This is a genomic window from Porifericola rhodea, assembly GCF_030506305.1.
Lineage (GTDB): Bacteria > Bacteroidota > Bacteroidia > Cytophagales > Cyclobacteriaceae > Catalinimonas > Catalinimonas rhodea.
This window is the reverse complement of the sequence record NZ_CP119421.1, coordinates 3958257-3972748: the sequence shown is the minus strand read 5'-3', so window position 1 is coordinate 3972748 and position 14492 is coordinate 3958257. Positions and strand designations below refer to the sequence as shown.

The following is a 14492-nucleotide window of genomic DNA, read 5'->3' as shown; positions in this document are numbered from 1 at the left end:
CCACCAACTTTATAACTTGCTCACCTGTTTTACCATTGATGAAGAAACTACAGAAGATTATTTTTAAAGGAGAAAACGAACAAGTGGACTTTAAACAAACCATTTCTGATCCTTTTAAAATTGCAAAAACCATAAGCTCATTCGCCAACACTAAAGGAGGGAAAATATTAGTAGGTGTAAAAGACGATAAAACAATCATTGGCGTAGATCCGGAAGAAGAAAAATATGTGTTAGAAACCGCAGCAGATTTTTACTGCGACCCTCCAGTTTCTTTGGAGTACGAAGAAGTAGAAGATGAAGAGGAGGATAAAACAGTTTTAGTCGTAAAAATTAAAGAAAGCAAGACTAAGCCTCATGTTATCAGAGATGAAAATCAGCAGAATCTGGTATACATCCGGCAAAGAGATAAAAGTTTACCAGCCAGCAAAAACATGATCAGCTTAATGCAAAAGGGAAAACTGCCAGAAGAAAAAGCTATCAGTTCAATTTTGAAAGGTATAGGCCATAACGAAAAAAAGTTATTGGATTTTTTGGGTAAACATGAAAAAATTACTCAAAAACAGTTTATGCAAATCGTTAATATTTCTAAACGCCGAGCACAGCGGATCTTGACTGACCTCACAATCAAAGGCGCTATTCGTATGCATGATCACGAAAAAGAAGCTTATTATACTCTCTAAAGTCTTATTTTCTTTTTTTGAGGGAGCACTGCATTGTTTTGAGTAGGTAAAGTATTTAACTGAAGTTTAATTCTGGTAAAACAGCTTTTCTCACTGCTGAAATTTATTGTCCCTCCTACTTTTTTTAATGCTTCTCTAACGATGTAAAGCCCTAATCCTCTTTTTGCTGAACGATCCAGTTTATTCTGATTGGCTTGAAATATACTTTTGAAGGCTTTTTCCTCAATACCAGCACCATTATCCTCAATAACTAACTCTAATATTTCATTCTCTTTTCTAACACTGATTTCAATATAAGATTGAATATTCCCCTGGCTGCTATATTTAACTGCATTTTCAATCAGATTTTCTAGAATAACATAAAGGAGTTTTGGCCTGGTATAGATTGAAATATCATCTTCTGCATATATCCTAACGAATATATTTCGCTCAATAATACTAGTCTGCAACTTACTTAATACTGCATTTACGGCTTCTTCTAGATAGCACTCTATTTCTTCTTCGCCATTGTTAAATACTTCCTGAATACTCTGAAGCTTAGCCTGCCGGTTCTCAATTTCCATATTTTCATCATCCAGATCAGTTACACGACCTGGTAGTAAAGCGGAATCAGTCTCATACATTGTATGATGAAAGTCATAATCAAACCACCTTTTTCTGATTCCAGCCTTTACGATAAGCCATAACCCTAACCACCGAGTACCATGTAAATGAGTAAGTCTTTGAACCATACTATTGCATATTAAGTGTTCGCAAAAACTGAAACACTAATCTATATCATATAATTTATTAGTATAGTTCAATTTTTATTATGATATACAAGCTGTAAGCTTTTACAGCACTTTTAAAAAACACCTCTCTTAACTTTGTTCACTATCTTACTTTATTCCATACCGCTATTTTTTTTGTATATTCAAGACATTTCACACGCTTAATTTATATCTCATGGAAAACAATGCTTACAATGACCTTAACTCCTCAAGGCGTAAGTTTATCAAAACGACTGGAGCGGCAGCAGTAGGTGGCAGCTTCGCACTGAACTTTATCAATCCCCAATCAGCCTGGGCAGGCATCAATGCCGAAACGCTTAAAGTAGGGCTGGTAGGCTGTGGCGGTAGAGGCACGGGTGCGGCCAATCAGGCCCTCAAAGCTGATGATAATGTAGTCATCACCGCGATGGCAGACATCTTCCCCGACCGCCTGCAGCAGAGTATGGAAAGCCTTAAGAAAGGCCATGGCAAAAAAGTACAGGTAGATGAAGACCATCAGTTCATCGGTTTTGATGCTTACAAAAAGCTGATTGCCTCTGATGTAGATGTGGTATTGTTAGCCACCCCCCCCACCTTCCGTCCCGACCAGCTTACTGCCGTAGTAGATGCGGGCAAGCATGTGTTCTGCGAAAAACCTATGGCTGTAGATGGCCCCGGCGTACGCAAAGTGATGGAAGCGGCCCAAAAAGCCAAAGCCCAGAAGACCTCGCTGATGTCAGGCTTCTGCTGGCGCTACCACTTCCCCAAGAGAGAGACCTTCGCTCGTATACTGGATGGAGGCGTAGGAGACATCCACACCATCTACAACACCTACAATACGGGTACCCTATGGTCTAAAGAGCCGCAGCCGGGCTGGACCCAGATGGAAAACCAGATGCGCAACTGGCTGTACTACAACTGGATCTCCGGAGACCACATCGCAGAGCAGGCCGTACATAGCCTGGACATGATGGCCTGGGCATTAGGTGATGAAAAGCCAGTAAGCTGTGTAGGTACAGGCGGCCGCCAGGTACGCACCGATGCCAAGTTCGGTAACGTATACGATCACTTTGCTATCGTCTATGAGTTTGAAGGAGGCAAGAAAGGCTACCACTTCAGCCGTCAGCAATTTAACTGTGCCAACAGCTATGCTGTGGAGGTAAACGGCAGCAAAGGCAAAGCTATTATAGACTGTACCCGCAACCGCCACGAGATACAGGCCGATGAGCGTTGGCGCTACCGTGGAGATGGCAACGACATGTACCAGACAGAGCACAATGAGCTGTTCGCCGCTATCCGTAAAGGAGAGCCTGTCAATGACGGAGAGTACATGGCCCAGAGCACTATGCTGGCAATTATGGGCAGAATGGCTGCCTACACCGGACAGACCATCACCTGGGATGAAGCCATCAACTCACAGGAGAAGCTGGGGCCGGAGGAGTACAGCTTTGAGGTGAAGTACCCGGTAACCGAAGTAGCCATGCCTGGTATCACCGAATTCAGCTGATCCATGCATAGAAGAGACTTTGTCAAACTCAGTGGGGCTGCTGCCCTGGCAAGCAGCCTGCCTATAGGAAGCATAGAGGCTTCAGCACCTCGTCGCAAGATTAAGAAGAGTCTGAAGTACAGCATGGTAGATGTGAAGATGCCGATCAGCGATCAGTTTAAGCTGCTTCGGGATATTGGCTTTGATGGGGTAGAGATGGACTCGCCCAGCAACCTGAAGATAGATGAGGTGCTCAAAGCCAAAGAGGCCTCGGGTCTGGAGATACCAGGAGTAATCAACTCAGTACACTGGAAAGCCCCACTATCGGATGCAGATCCAGAAGTACGGGCGCAGTGCCGCAAGGCAATGGAGACAGCGCTGCAAGACTGCAAAGCCTATGGCGGCACCACCGTGCTATTGGTACCCGGGGTAGTTAACCAGCATACCAGCTATGCGCAGGCCTACCAGCGGTCTCAGGAAGAGGTAAGAAAGCTGCTGCCCCTGGCAGAGGAGACCGGAGTGAAGATCGCTTTTGAGAATGTATGGAACAACTTTCTGCTGAGCCCGGTGGAAGCCGCCCGCTATGTAGATGAGCTGGACAGCGAGATGGTAGGCTGGTACTTTGACGTAGGCAATATCGTTCGCTATGGGTGGCCGGAACACTGGATAGAAGCCCTGGGCAAGAGGATACTGAAACTGGATGTAAAAGAGTATAGCCGGGCCAAGCAGCAGAACGAAGGGATATGGAAAGGCTTTGAGGTAGAGCTGATGGAAGGAGACTGCAACTGGCCGGAGGTAAACAAAGCCCTGGACAAGATAGGCTATGAAGGCTGGGCATCGGCAGAGGTCAAAGGGGGTGGCAGAGAGCGGCTGAGCAGCATCTCCAAAAGTATGGATGCCATCTTCGGACTATCCTGAAGCTACACCAACTTATATGAAACTCAACACAGTAAAACTCAACTAAAAGACGCTCTTGAGAGCGTCTTTCTGTTAGTTAGTAAGAAGCATATTTTCTCTTTCTAATAAAGGCTTTAATAATTCCGAAAATAACTATAAGAACAATAGGCAAGACCAGATTCAGAAGCTGATAAAAAAGCGCATTATTCTCAATCTCTACCTTATCCAGAGGGCGAATCTTTATTTCTTTTGCTCTGGCATTAATAAGCCCCTGATCATCTGTCAGGTAAGAAAGAGTGTTGATCACAAAATCTTCATTGGCAAAATTTCTTTCCGTGATAGGATCATACCCTAATGGTAATGGGTTGCCATTACTACGATTTATATCATTTCTTACAATATCTCCATCCGCTACCACTACAATTTTAGTAGGCTCACTCTTGGCTATAAAACTCTGCTCACTCCCTACGTCTGGTAATATTCTATTTTTAAATAAGGATGTAAAATTACCTTCCAGTAAATAAGCAATAGCCTGTGAACCTGCGGTAAAGTTTTCTGGCTTAGGGGCTTCTCTAAGCTCATTTAAATCCACAATCATAGGAGTACGAGATACCTTTGAATACTCAGAACTAAACATTAATGGTGTTTTAACAACTCCATCAGCCGCTACAGTATCCATCTCGCTGGGAAAACGAAGAAACACAGCATCCATGTTCTTTACCGCCGGATGGTTTCCATATTTGTTTACAATCGGAAAAAATGGCCATTGTAAAGGCACAATCTGGGGCTGACCTGCCATCTCACCAACCACAAACGGATATACACCAGACTTGATATCCTGCACTAAAGTTTTGTTGATGCGTATACCATACCGGAAAAGCTGGTCATCCAGGTTAAGGTCATACGGAAAAGCTATAGAACCATTTTCACCTATGCTATCCATATTTATGCGTAAGGGGTCAATAAAAAACATAGCTTTCCCCCCTTTCATAATGTATTGATCAATTTTGTATTTATCTTGCTTACTAAACCTAAGCGCAGGTTTGTTAATCATAATTACATCATACTCAGGAAGCGAGTTAACTTCAGTCAAATTGAGCTCTTCAACAGTGTAGTATTCTTCCAACGCACTCTTTAAACCCACAATATCAACACCCTCCAATTCTCCATGCCCCTGGATAAGGGCCAGTGTTTTTTTATCGGTATTTATCAATTTACGTATTGCGTTAGCCAGCTCGTATTCTACGCTTTCTATAGACTGGTTGAGCACCTCCTGAGAACCCGCTGCCCTATCACCATTGAGTAACATCACACCAGCCTGCTGGCCTTTATAATTGATTATTACCCCAGGTACTATCAACTTTTGCCTTCGCTGCCCATCTTCTTCATCATACACATAGGTAGGCTCAATACCAAGTTCAGTTAGTTTTCTAAAAAAAGCCTGCTGTTCTTCTTTAGGAACTACTTCCAAAGGGTTAATTTCGCGAATCTTAAGTTCGTTACCTGCATAAACTTCAAACTCGTCCAGAGTTTCATTCAAGCTTCTTTCTAACCTCTGAAAACCTGGATTTAACTCACCATCCAGATAACTGATAATCTCTAACTCTTCATCAATCTGAGCAAGAAGCTCCTTGGTGGCAGGGTTAATACTGTACCTTTTTTCTTCAGTCAGATCCAGGCGAAAAAAATACTGCTGGCTAATAAAATTGATAGCAATAATGATGGCTACCCCTATAGCCAGGCGAGATATATCCTTCCAGAAGACTTGTTTAGAGGCCTGCTCAACAGTGTTGCTCATTGGCGTGTTTTCTCTATTCATTTTACCACTTTCTACTACCTAGAACGAGCTGAGTTAGTAAAATCATCAGCATCATTACAGAAACAAAATACACCAGATTTCTGGAATCTATAAGTCCACGGCTCATTGCCTCGTAATGGTGCAATATGCCTAGCTGTGCAATAAAATAAGAAGCTCCTCCCCATATATCTATTGAGGCTATAGAGCTAAATCCGCTGAAAAAGAAAAAGCAGAAAAACACTGCCAGAATAAATGCAATAACCTGATTTTCAGTTAGAGCTGAAGCGAGTACACCTATAGATGTAAATACCCCACCCAATAATACTAAACCTACGTAAGAGCCGGCGATACCCGCTGAATCCAGGTTACCTTCGGGGCTACCTAACTGATAAACAGAATAGTAATATACGAGTGTAGGCAAAATTGCAAAAACTACTATCAGCCAGTTGGCAAAGAGCTTACCTAATACTAGTTGCAGATCAGTGATAGGTTGTGTGAGCAATAGCTCCATGGTACCACCCTTTTTTTCTTCAGCAAAGCTTCTCATTGTAATGGCCGGTATTAAAAACATAAACACGTATGGGCTCAATGAGAAAAGTGTATACATGTCTGCATAGCCGTATTGCAGAATACTGGTATCAGGAAACACCCACATGAGTAAGCCTATTCCTGTTAAAAAAACTGCAATAACTATATAAGCAATAAGAGAATTGAGATAAGTATTAACTTCCTTTACAAATAATTGCCACATAGTGGAGGATTAGTTAAGCGTAAGATTGCGGAAAATTTCTTCCAGGGAATTGCCGTATTGGCTGACTTTGCTATTTTTCTGCTGTTGCATGCCTAATAAAATATAACCATGGTCACAGGCAAACTGGAAAATAGAAGGACGTACGTCATTTTCACCGGCACTGGTGATTATATATGTATGAGGAGAGGTAGTATGCACTGCTGAAACCGCACTTAGCTGCCCTAAAAGAGCCGTATCTACCTCTCTGTCAAATTCCACCTCTACTTCCTGTACTCTTTGTTTTGGCGAAATAGCATGCTCATGCTGCTGTAGCTCTTTAATATCACTGTCTATTACCAGCTTTCCACGATTAATTATGACTACCCTATCGCAAAGTGCTTGTACCTCCTGCATAATGTGGGTTGAAAAAATTACCGTCTTCTCCTGACTTATATTCTTAATCAGGTTCCTGATTTCTGTAAGCTGATTTGGATCCAGGCCTGTGGTAGGTTCGTCCAGTATAAGGACCTGCGGATCATGAATAAGGGCCTGTGCCAGACCTACCCTCTGCCTGTAACCTTTGGAAAGGGAGCCTATATGTTTATTTTGCTCTAAAGTAAGGCCACACAACTCTACCATTTCACTTATTCGTTGCTTAAGCCTTTTTCCCTTAAGGTGATACATACTGCCAATAAAATACAGATACTCACGCACATACATCTCCAGGTAAAGAGGATTGTGCTCTGGTAAATAGCCTATCTGTTTTCTAACTTCCAGAGAGTTTTCTACAACATCATACCCACAAACTTTTACACTACCACTACTTGGGGGAAGGTAAGCAGTAGCTATTTTCATAGTAGTGGATTTGCCTGCCCCATTAGGACCTAGAAAACCCAGAATTTCACCGGCTTTGGCTTCAAATGAGATATCATTCACCGCCAGTTGATTGCCAAAGGTTTTAGTAAGTTGGTTTACAATCAAAGACATAATCAAAATTAGCAATAAGCTGCTGACTTAACGTAGCAACCAGCGAAATTATTCAGTGTAGCCTAACTCTATGTATGAAAACTTACAACTTTAAAGAGAATAACTCCTCTCTCCTAAGCGTTCTGCTTTCCTTTGGGTCTTAGTGGCCGTACTTCTATGTCTACATGATGGTAATTGTCTGAAGATTCCAGCGTATGAAGTATAGTACCAGCAATGTCTTCTGGCATCATCATATTATCGTGGGCATCTATGCCTTCAACTTTGTCAAAAAAGTTAGTTTTTACAGAGCCGGGGTATATAGCCGTGACCTTAATACCATATTCTCTTAGCTCCATATACATAGCGTGTGAAATGCCCCTTACAGCATGTTTAGACCCCGCATATCCTACCATATTGGGTACTGAAAGTGTACCGGCAATAGATGCAATATTAATAATATGCCCCTGATCGTTTGCTTTCATCTGAGGAATAACCAACCGAGAGCAATAGAAAATACCATCTACATTGGTCTTGAACATAGAGGTCCATGTATCTGTTGGAGTTTTGTCAAAATCACCTCTAAATCCAAAGCCCGCATTGTTTATCAACACAGCTACATCTTTACCCAAATCATTTGTAGTAGCATCGTACGAGTCTTGTACAGATTCGCTTTGCTGTACATCAGTGAGGTAAAACTGAAAGTTGGGGTGAGATATTTTTGGAGCTGTTCTCCCCCAGCCTGCCACTATCGCCCCTTTATCTAATAATGCTTCAACTGTAGCGTAGCCTATACCTTTACTCACTCCGGTGACAATGGCCAACTTATTGGTCAGGTTCATGTTTTTTGGATTTATATACGTTTGTATAATTTAAGACTGCTCTTATAGTTTACTTCAATAATCGTGAAGTACGTGAAAAGGTTTTTAAAGAAAAATATATGACCTGTTATTATCAGACTCACAAGCTTTTGTTCAGGCTTTTGGCTCCTTGTATATACCAGCTACTGCTCTGGAGATCTATCCAATTCTTTGTATCAAAATGGAGTAGCAATATCTGAAGAGCGCCATATTAAGCATGAAATACACATCCTTAAGATTTGGACTGGTATAAATATACAGTTACATCTTTTAAGCGAACAAATGGTAATGATTGAGGCGGATCATAATGCTTGTGACTAGAGTAGAACGTACAAATCTTAAATTGTTCATGTATATACGCTCCTCCGTTTGATAACATTAGGTGAGACAGGTACTGACTTATCACCCCTGTAGGTACAATTTACTAAGCTCAGTTAATTATTAAAGTACCAATAAGCTGTGGAGATGTAGATATAACCACCAATGCAGGTAAAATTATCGTCCAGTCAGACCGATATGGAACCGTCCAATTAGCAGGAGAAACACATGAATTAGATGTGGTTTACTATGAAAATAATGCGCTTTTGACGGGAGAGCTTTACAAGCCAGAAGCATGAGAGTTGAGCAAAAAAGCAAGAGCGATTTTCATATTTGCTTCCTATATAGATGGTGAGGAGGCATTGTTGGTAGCGGTAAGGTAATCTTATACTACCAACCTGCGGAGATGGATGTTAAAATACGAGCAAAGGAAAGATTGTTTACCAAACGGATGAGTAATACATCTTTTTGGTAGATCCGAACTAGTTTTGTACAATTTACCTTAGTTTTACAGGTCATAAAAAATAATGATAATGCAAACTGAATATACAGTAGAAATAGCCCACAGACGAATTCAAAGAAGCAATGAAGAGTGGAAATCCATTCTAACTCCTGAGCAGTTTCATGTAATGAGAGAGAAGGGAACGGAGCGGGCATTTACTGGTAAGTTACTACATAATGATAAAGCAGGAGTGTATGCCTGTGCAGCCTGCGAAACTGAGCTGTTTGATGCTGATCAAAAATATGACTCTGGTAGTGGCTGGCCTAGCTTTACAGCTCCATTATCGCCTAAACTGATCAAAAAGCAAGATGATTATAGTTTCGGCATTCACAGAATAGAAGCATTATGCGGTTGTTGTGATAGTCATCTTGGGCATGTCTTTCAGGATGGACCTGCCCCAGAAGGTCTTCGCTATTGTATGAACTCTATTGCCTTAAAATTTGATGAGCGCTAGTTTCACCCTTTCGCATATTTCATCATATTTGAAGCAGAATTGTCAGCACCCTAAATTTTAATCACTTGAAGTACGATATAGTAGTTATAGGAGGTGGAATAGTAGGTTTAGCAACTGCCTTACGCATCAAACAGCAGCAGCCTTCTCTCAAACTAGCTTTGGTTGAAAAAGAAAAAACTCTAGCTGCCCACCAGACGGGACATAATAGTGGAGTTATTCATTCAGGAATCTATTATAAACCAGGCAGCCTGAAAGCCAAGAACTGTATTCGTGGTTACAAAATGTTGCTTGACTTTTGCAATCAGCATGGTTTGGCTTATGAGCTTTGTGGTAAAGTGATAGTTGCGACCAGCCCTGATGAAGTTCCGCAGCTGGAAAAAATTAATAGTAGAGGAATACAAAATGGTTTAACGGACCTCAAAAGAATTTCTAAGGAAGAGCTGCGTGAATATGAGCCCCATGTTAATGGTGTGGAAGCTATTGTTGTACCTCAGACCGGAATTATCAATTACAAAGAGGTAGCTTCTAAATATGCTGAGTTACTTTTAGGGCTTGATGCTGAAATTTTCACTGGGCAAAAGGTGAACGATATCCTTACCAGCGGAGGTGAAGCGGAAGTTATTACGAACAAGCAGAGCTTTCGTACACGGCTGGTTGTAAATTGTGCGGGGCTATACTCTGATAAAATCGCCAGACTTACGTCAGAAAAGCTGAACCTTAAAATTATTCCTTTCCGAGGCGAGTATTATGAGCTTAAGGACGAACGGGAGCACTTAGTAAAAAACCTGATTTATCCGGTACCAGACCCTAATTTTCCTTTTCTGGGAGTACACTTTACACGTATGATAGAGGGCGGCGTAGAGGCTGGTCCCAATGCCGTATTGGCTTTTCAGAGAGAAGGCTACACCAAATCTGACATTAATTTTAAAGAGCTTACTGAAACCCTTAGCTGGCCTGGCTTTCAGAAAGTAGCATTCAAATACTGGCAAACAGGCCTGGGCGAAATGTACCGTTCCTTTTCTAAAGCGGCTTTTACCAAAGCTCTGCAAAAACTTATTCCTGAAATTCAGGAAGATGACCTAAAAGTAGCTGAAGCAGGCGTAAGAGCTCAGGCATGCGACCGTGAAGGCGGTCTGATTGATGACTTCCTGATATTGGAAGAAAAAGCAGCGATTAATGTGTGTAACGCTCCTTCACCTGCCGCTACTTCATCTCTTTCAATAGGACAGACCGTATCCGAACTGGTACTGAAAAGGTTTGGTTTAGAAGCTCAGAAGGTAGAGTTTGCCTAATCTTACTGAGTTTTCATTTTACATAGCTAAGCTGATTTTTTTATGCTGACTAAAGAAGAACTAGCACGCTACAACCGTCATATTATCATTCCTGAGTTTAACCTGGAAGGTCAGGAAAAACTTAAAGCAGCTAAAGTGCTGGTAGTAGGCTGCGGCGGTTTAGGAGCCCCCCTTCTCTCCTATCTGGTAGCCGCCGGGGTAGGCACTATTGGAATAGTAGACTTTGATGTAGTAGACAAAAGTAACCTACACCGTCAGGTACTCTTCTCTTTAGAAGATGTGGGTAAGTCAAAAGTAGAAACTGCGGCAAAAAAACTGAATGCGCAAAACCCTCACGTCAACATTATTGCACATAACCTTCGGCTGACCGCTGAAAACGCATTAGACATCATTAAAGATTATGACATTGTAGCTGACGGTACAGATAACTTCCCTACCCGTTATCTGGTTAATGATGCCTGTGTTCTTTTAAACAAAGTGAATGTGCATGCGTCTATTTACCGCTTTGAGGGACAACTTTCTGTATTTAACTATACCGACAAAAATGGGGTAATCGGACCCAATTATCGTGATCTTTTCCCTGAACCGCCAGCACCAAATACAGTACCTTCCTGCGCCGAAGGCGGAGTGTTAGGTGTGCTTCCTGGTATTATGGGTAGCTTACAGGCCAATGAGGTAATCAAGGTAATTACTGGCCTTGGCGAGCCGCTTTCAGCAAAGCTTTTTATTCTGGATACATTAAGTTTTCAGAACACCACACTGAAGTTTAGTGCTAACCCAGAGAACCCACTTAGTGGAGATAACCCAACTCAAACCACGCTGATAGATTATGAAGAGTTTTGTGGTTTAAAAGCACAAAATGATGAGGTTGAAGAAGAAATTACCGCTATCAAACTCAAAGAGATGATTAGCGAAAAAGAAGATTTTCAGCTAATAGATGTACGCAACGCTTTTGAATATGAAATTGCTAACCTGGGCGGTGAGCTTATTCCTCTAAACACTTTGCACGATGCTTACGAAAAAATTAGCAGAGATAAAAAAGTAGTTGTGCATTGCAAAGGAGGTCAGAGAAGTAAGCAAGCTATACAAATACTGAAAGAAGAGTATGGCTATACTAATTTGCTTAATCTTAAAGGTGGGATTATGGCCTGGATCAAAGATGTGGACCCTGAAATGAGCACCTATTAGCATCGTTTAGGCTATGCTTTATATTCTCTTTAGTATGCCCAATCTTTATTTTAGCTAATACAAGTTAGCTATAATAAAAAGCTCTCCCCTTATGTTCAGCTAATGTAATATTACTAAACTGACTTTTATTTATTCAGGAGAATGAAGTGCTTTCTTTGATCCAGCATAGAAAGCACCGACCTACCTTTATTCTATCAATGAAGGGTTCAGCGTCCAAACTTTAAGCTGATCCTCACATTTGATCAAAAGTTCTTTTTGAGACACTCCCATCACAGGATGCACAAACTCAGGATTAACTTCGCACATAGGTACCAGCGTAAACCTTCTGTTCTGAATTTGCGGATGTGGCAACTTAAGTAGTTCATCTACAATCACTTCCTGATAGTAGTAAAGTATATCTATGTCAATTAACCTCTCGCGCCACTTGCCCAGTTTTACCTTACCAATTTGATTTTCTATCCGCTGCAACTGCTTTAATAATTCATGAGGCTGGTACTCCGTATCAATTTCCAATACCTGATTATAAAATGAGGGCTGATTTCTAATGCCCCAGGGTTCGGTTTCATAAACTGACGAAATACTTTCTATTCTTCCAACAGAGGCCCCTATGGCTTGCTGCGTATCTGATAAAACCTGTAACCTGTCACCGAGGTTACTTCCCAACAATAGATATATTCCTTTAGTAGACTTCACAAGAGATACTAGATAAATCTTATATTTAAAACTTGAAGATTGGTCAAATTAATTTGAAAAACAAATTGATGCTAACATGAGATTTTTACGAATAGTTTTAGGTACTGTTGTAGGCTTGGTGCTCTTTTTCGGAGTACTTACTCTAGTTGTACTAGGGATAGCCTCCAGTGCCGCATCTGAACAAGAGATTGAAATAGACGATAATTCGGTACTACATATAGACTTAAACCAGCCTATAGTAGAGAGAGAGGTAAATGACCCTTTTAGTAGCATGCTGTTCCCTGGTGGAAACAACGGGTCTATCGGACTGATAGAACTAAACGAGGCAATTAAAAAAGCTAAAGACGACGAGCGAATCAAAGGTATTTATTTGGATGCAGGGCTTGCTATGGCCGGTTTTGCTTCTCTAAGAGAGATCAGAAATTCGCTGCTTGACTTTAAGGAATCAGGTAAATTCATTATCGCTTATAGCGAAATAATGTCGGAACGAGCCTACTACCTTACTTCTGTAGCCGACCAAATTTATCTACAGCCTGCCGGAGATATTGAGTTTAACGGCTTTGTGGTAGAGGTTACTTTCATCAAAAATACACTGGAAAAACTCGGCATAGAGCCCCAGGTGTTTAGAGTTGGTGACTTTAAAAGTGCTATTGAACCTCTTACTCGTACTAGCATGAGCGATTCTAGTCGTTTGCAGACAGAAGCTTATCTAAATAATTTGTATAACATTTTTCTCAACGAAGTTTCTGAGAGTCGCGATATACCCGTTGATCAGCTTAGAAGTATAGCAGACTCTATGAAGGTAAGCTCTCCTTTAGAAGCAAAAGCCAACGGACTAATTACTGACACTGCTTACTATGACATGGTGTTGGAGCAATTAGCTAAGGCTTTGGAAATTGAAATAGAAGAGGATGAACCTCTTGAAGAAGATGACCTTAACTTCATCTCTTTAAAGAATTACGAGAAAGCTATCAAACAAGATCCTGACGACTACTCTCGCCAGAGAATTGCAGTGATTGTTGCCAGTGGTACTATCATTAATGGTGAAGGTGAAAATGATGTTATTGGAGGAGAAACGTATGCTAAAGAGATACGAAAAGCTCGACTAGATGATAACATAAAGGCGATCGTATTAAGAATTAACTCTGGGGGAGGTAGTGCACTAGCTTCGGATGTAATGTGGAGGGAAGTGCAACTTGCTAAACAAGTAAAACCCGTGATTGCTTCTATGTCAGATGTAGCAGCATCTGGAGGCTATTATATGGCCATGAATTGTGATACTATTGTAGCTCACCCTAACACAATAACCGGTTCAATAGGTGTTTTTGGAGTAATCCCTAATGCCGAAGGCCTGCTAGGTAAGGTAGGAGTTAGCACCGAAACTATACAGACTGGCGAATTTTCAGATATACTCAGTCTCACCCACCCTATGTCTGAACACGAAAAAAGCATCATTCAGCGTCAGGTAGAACAGGTCTATGAAGACTTCACCTCAAAGGCTGCTCAAGGGAGAAATATACCTTTAGAACAGCTTAAATCGGTGGCTTCAGGCAGAGTTTGGAGTGGAGTGGAAGCCAAAGAGAGAAAATTAATTGACGTTTATGGCGGTCTTGATGTGGCTATTCAAATTGCTAAAGACAAATCTGAACTGGATGATGACTTTCAGGTGAAGTATTATCCTAAGCAAAAAACACTTTTAGAACAGTTTATGTCTGAGCTAAACCAAGAAGTGTCTACCTATCATATGAAGAAAGAATTGGGAATAGCTTACCCTATAATTCGTAAATTTAAAAATTTGGAACACCTACAAGGTGTTCAAGCTCGCATTCCGTTTGAAATTGAAATCCACTAAATAGAAAAAGGCTGGCTCCTCTTTAAAGAA

General features: G+C 41.2%; 13 protein-coding genes. 7 read left to right on the top strand and 6 right to left on the bottom strand.

What is annotated here, in order from left to right:
- The first annotated feature begins 38 nt into the window (after positions 1-38).
- On the top strand, positions 39-680 hold the full coding sequence (locus PZB74_RS16330; RefSeq protein WP_302238019.1) for an RNA-binding domain-containing protein: 642 nt from the start codon (positions 39-41) through the stop codon (positions 678-680).
- Here the strand turns inward: PZB74_RS16330 and PZB74_RS16325 are convergent.
- Positions 677-1411 (bottom strand): sensor histidine kinase, encoded by a 735-nt coding sequence (locus tag PZB74_RS16325; protein WP_302238018.1) that lies wholly within the window; start codon positions 1409-1411, stop codon positions 677-679. The two genes, PZB74_RS16330 and PZB74_RS16325, sit on opposite strands and share 4 nt — an antisense overlap.
- A gap of 214 nt (positions 1412-1625) precedes the next feature.
- Between PZB74_RS16325 and PZB74_RS16320 the strand changes: the two genes are divergently transcribed.
- On the top strand, positions 1626-2936 hold the full coding sequence (locus tag PZB74_RS16320; protein ID WP_302238017.1) for a Gfo/Idh/MocA family oxidoreductase: 1311 nt from the start codon (positions 1626-1628) through the stop codon (positions 2934-2936).
- A gap of 3 nt (positions 2937-2939) precedes the next feature.
- Positions 2940-3833 carry a sugar phosphate isomerase/epimerase family protein gene (locus tag PZB74_RS16315; protein WP_302238015.1) on the top strand — a complete coding sequence of 298 codons (894 nt, stop codon included), beginning with the start codon at positions 2940-2942 and terminating at the stop codon, positions 3831-3833.
- Between the two features lie 76 nt (positions 3834-3909).
- Here PZB74_RS16315 and gldG read toward each other — a convergent pair whose 3' ends face one another.
- The 4 genes from gldG to PZB74_RS16295 all read right to left on the bottom strand — a co-directional run bounded on the left by gldG (position 3910) and on the right by PZB74_RS16295 (position 8145).
- Positions 3910-5631, bottom strand: coding sequence for a gliding motility-associated ABC transporter substrate-binding protein GldG (gldG, locus tag PZB74_RS16310; protein ID WP_302238012.1), 1722 nt, complete (start codon positions 5629-5631; stop codon positions 3910-3912).
- 1 nt (position 5632) lies between these two features.
- Positions 5633-6361, bottom strand: coding sequence for a gliding motility-associated ABC transporter permease subunit GldF (gene gldF / locus PZB74_RS16305; RefSeq protein ID WP_302238009.1), 729 nt, complete (start codon positions 6359-6361; stop codon positions 5633-5635).
- A gap of 9 nt (positions 6362-6370) precedes the next feature.
- Positions 6371-7327, bottom strand: coding sequence for a gliding motility-associated ABC transporter ATP-binding subunit GldA (gldA, locus tag PZB74_RS16300; protein WP_302238007.1), 957 nt, complete (start codon positions 7325-7327; stop codon positions 6371-6373).
- 113 nt (positions 7328-7440) lie between these two features.
- Positions 7441-8145, bottom strand: coding sequence for an SDR family oxidoreductase (locus tag PZB74_RS16295; protein WP_302238005.1), 705 nt, complete (start codon positions 8143-8145; stop codon positions 7441-7443).
- Between the two features lie 869 nt (positions 8146-9014).
- On the opposite strand from PZB74_RS16295, the gene msrB reads away from it, so the two are divergent.
- From msrB to moeB, 3 genes are all read left to right on the top strand, one after another.
- Positions 9015-9437 (top strand): peptide-methionine (R)-S-oxide reductase MsrB, encoded by a 423-nt coding sequence (gene msrB, locus PZB74_RS16290; protein ID WP_302238003.1) that lies wholly within the window; start codon positions 9015-9017, stop codon positions 9435-9437.
- Positions 9438-9502: 65 nt separating this feature from the next.
- On the top strand, positions 9503-10729 hold the full coding sequence (gene lhgO, locus PZB74_RS16285) for an L-2-hydroxyglutarate oxidase (RefSeq protein WP_302238001.1): 1227 nt from the start codon (positions 9503-9505) through the stop codon (positions 10727-10729).
- Positions 10730-10771: 42 nt separating this feature from the next.
- A complete protein-coding gene (gene moeB / locus PZB74_RS16280; RefSeq protein ID WP_302238000.1) occupies positions 10772-11917 on the top strand; it encodes a molybdopterin-synthase adenylyltransferase MoeB in 1146 nt (381 codons plus the stop codon).
- Positions 11918-12103: 186 nt separating this feature from the next.
- Here the strand turns inward: moeB and folK are convergent, their stop codons facing one another.
- Complete coding sequence (folK, locus tag PZB74_RS16275; RefSeq protein WP_302237997.1) at positions 12104-12610, bottom strand: 2-amino-4-hydroxy-6-hydroxymethyldihydropteridine diphosphokinase; 507 nt, start codon at positions 12608-12610, stop codon at positions 12104-12106.
- A 76-nt stretch (positions 12611-12686) separates the two neighbouring features.
- On the opposite strand from folK, the gene sppA reads away from it, so the two are divergent.
- Positions 12687-14462: a signal peptide peptidase SppA gene (sppA, locus tag PZB74_RS16270; RefSeq protein ID WP_302237995.1), complete on the top strand. Its 1776-nt coding sequence runs from the start codon at positions 12687-12689 to the stop codon at positions 14460-14462.
- Positions 14463-14492: the final 30 nt, after the last annotated feature.

Excerpts from the sequence above, each read along its gene's own strand:
- PZB74_RS16330 (WP_302238019.1), top strand. The coding sequence starts at position 39 with ATGAAGAAACTACAGAAGATTATTTTTAAAGGAGAAAACGAACAAGTG.
- PZB74_RS16325 (WP_302238018.1), bottom strand. The coding sequence starts at position 1,411 with ATGGTTCAAAGACTTACTCATTTACATGGTACTCGGTGGTTAGGGTTA.
- PZB74_RS16320 (WP_302238017.1), top strand. The coding sequence starts at position 1,626 with ATGGAAAACAATGCTTACAATGACCTTAACTCCTCAAGGCGTAAGTTT.
- PZB74_RS16315 (WP_302238015.1), top strand. The coding sequence starts at position 2,940 with ATGCATAGAAGAGACTTTGTCAAACTCAGTGGGGCTGCTGCCCTGGCA.
- gldG (WP_302238012.1), bottom strand. The coding sequence starts at position 5,631 with ATGAATAGAGAAAACACGCCAATGAGCAACACTGTTGAGCAGGCCTCT.
- gldF (WP_302238009.1), bottom strand. The coding sequence starts at position 6,361 with ATGTGGCAATTATTTGTAAAGGAAGTTAATACTTATCTCAATTCTCTT.
- gldA (WP_302238007.1), bottom strand. The coding sequence starts at position 7,327 with ATGTCTTTGATTGTAAACCAACTTACTAAAACCTTTGGCAATCAACTG.
- PZB74_RS16295 (WP_302238005.1), bottom strand. The coding sequence starts at position 8,145 with ATGAACCTGACCAATAAGTTGGCCATTGTCACCGGAGTGAGTAAAGGT.
- msrB (WP_302238003.1), top strand. The coding sequence starts at position 9,015 with ATGCAAACTGAATATACAGTAGAAATAGCCCACAGACGAATTCAAAGA.
- moeB (WP_302238000.1), top strand. The coding sequence starts at position 10,772 with ATGCTGACTAAAGAAGAACTAGCACGCTACAACCGTCATATTATCATT.
- sppA (WP_302237995.1), top strand. The coding sequence starts at position 12,687 with ATGAGATTTTTACGAATAGTTTTAGGTACTGTTGTAGGCTTGGTGCTC.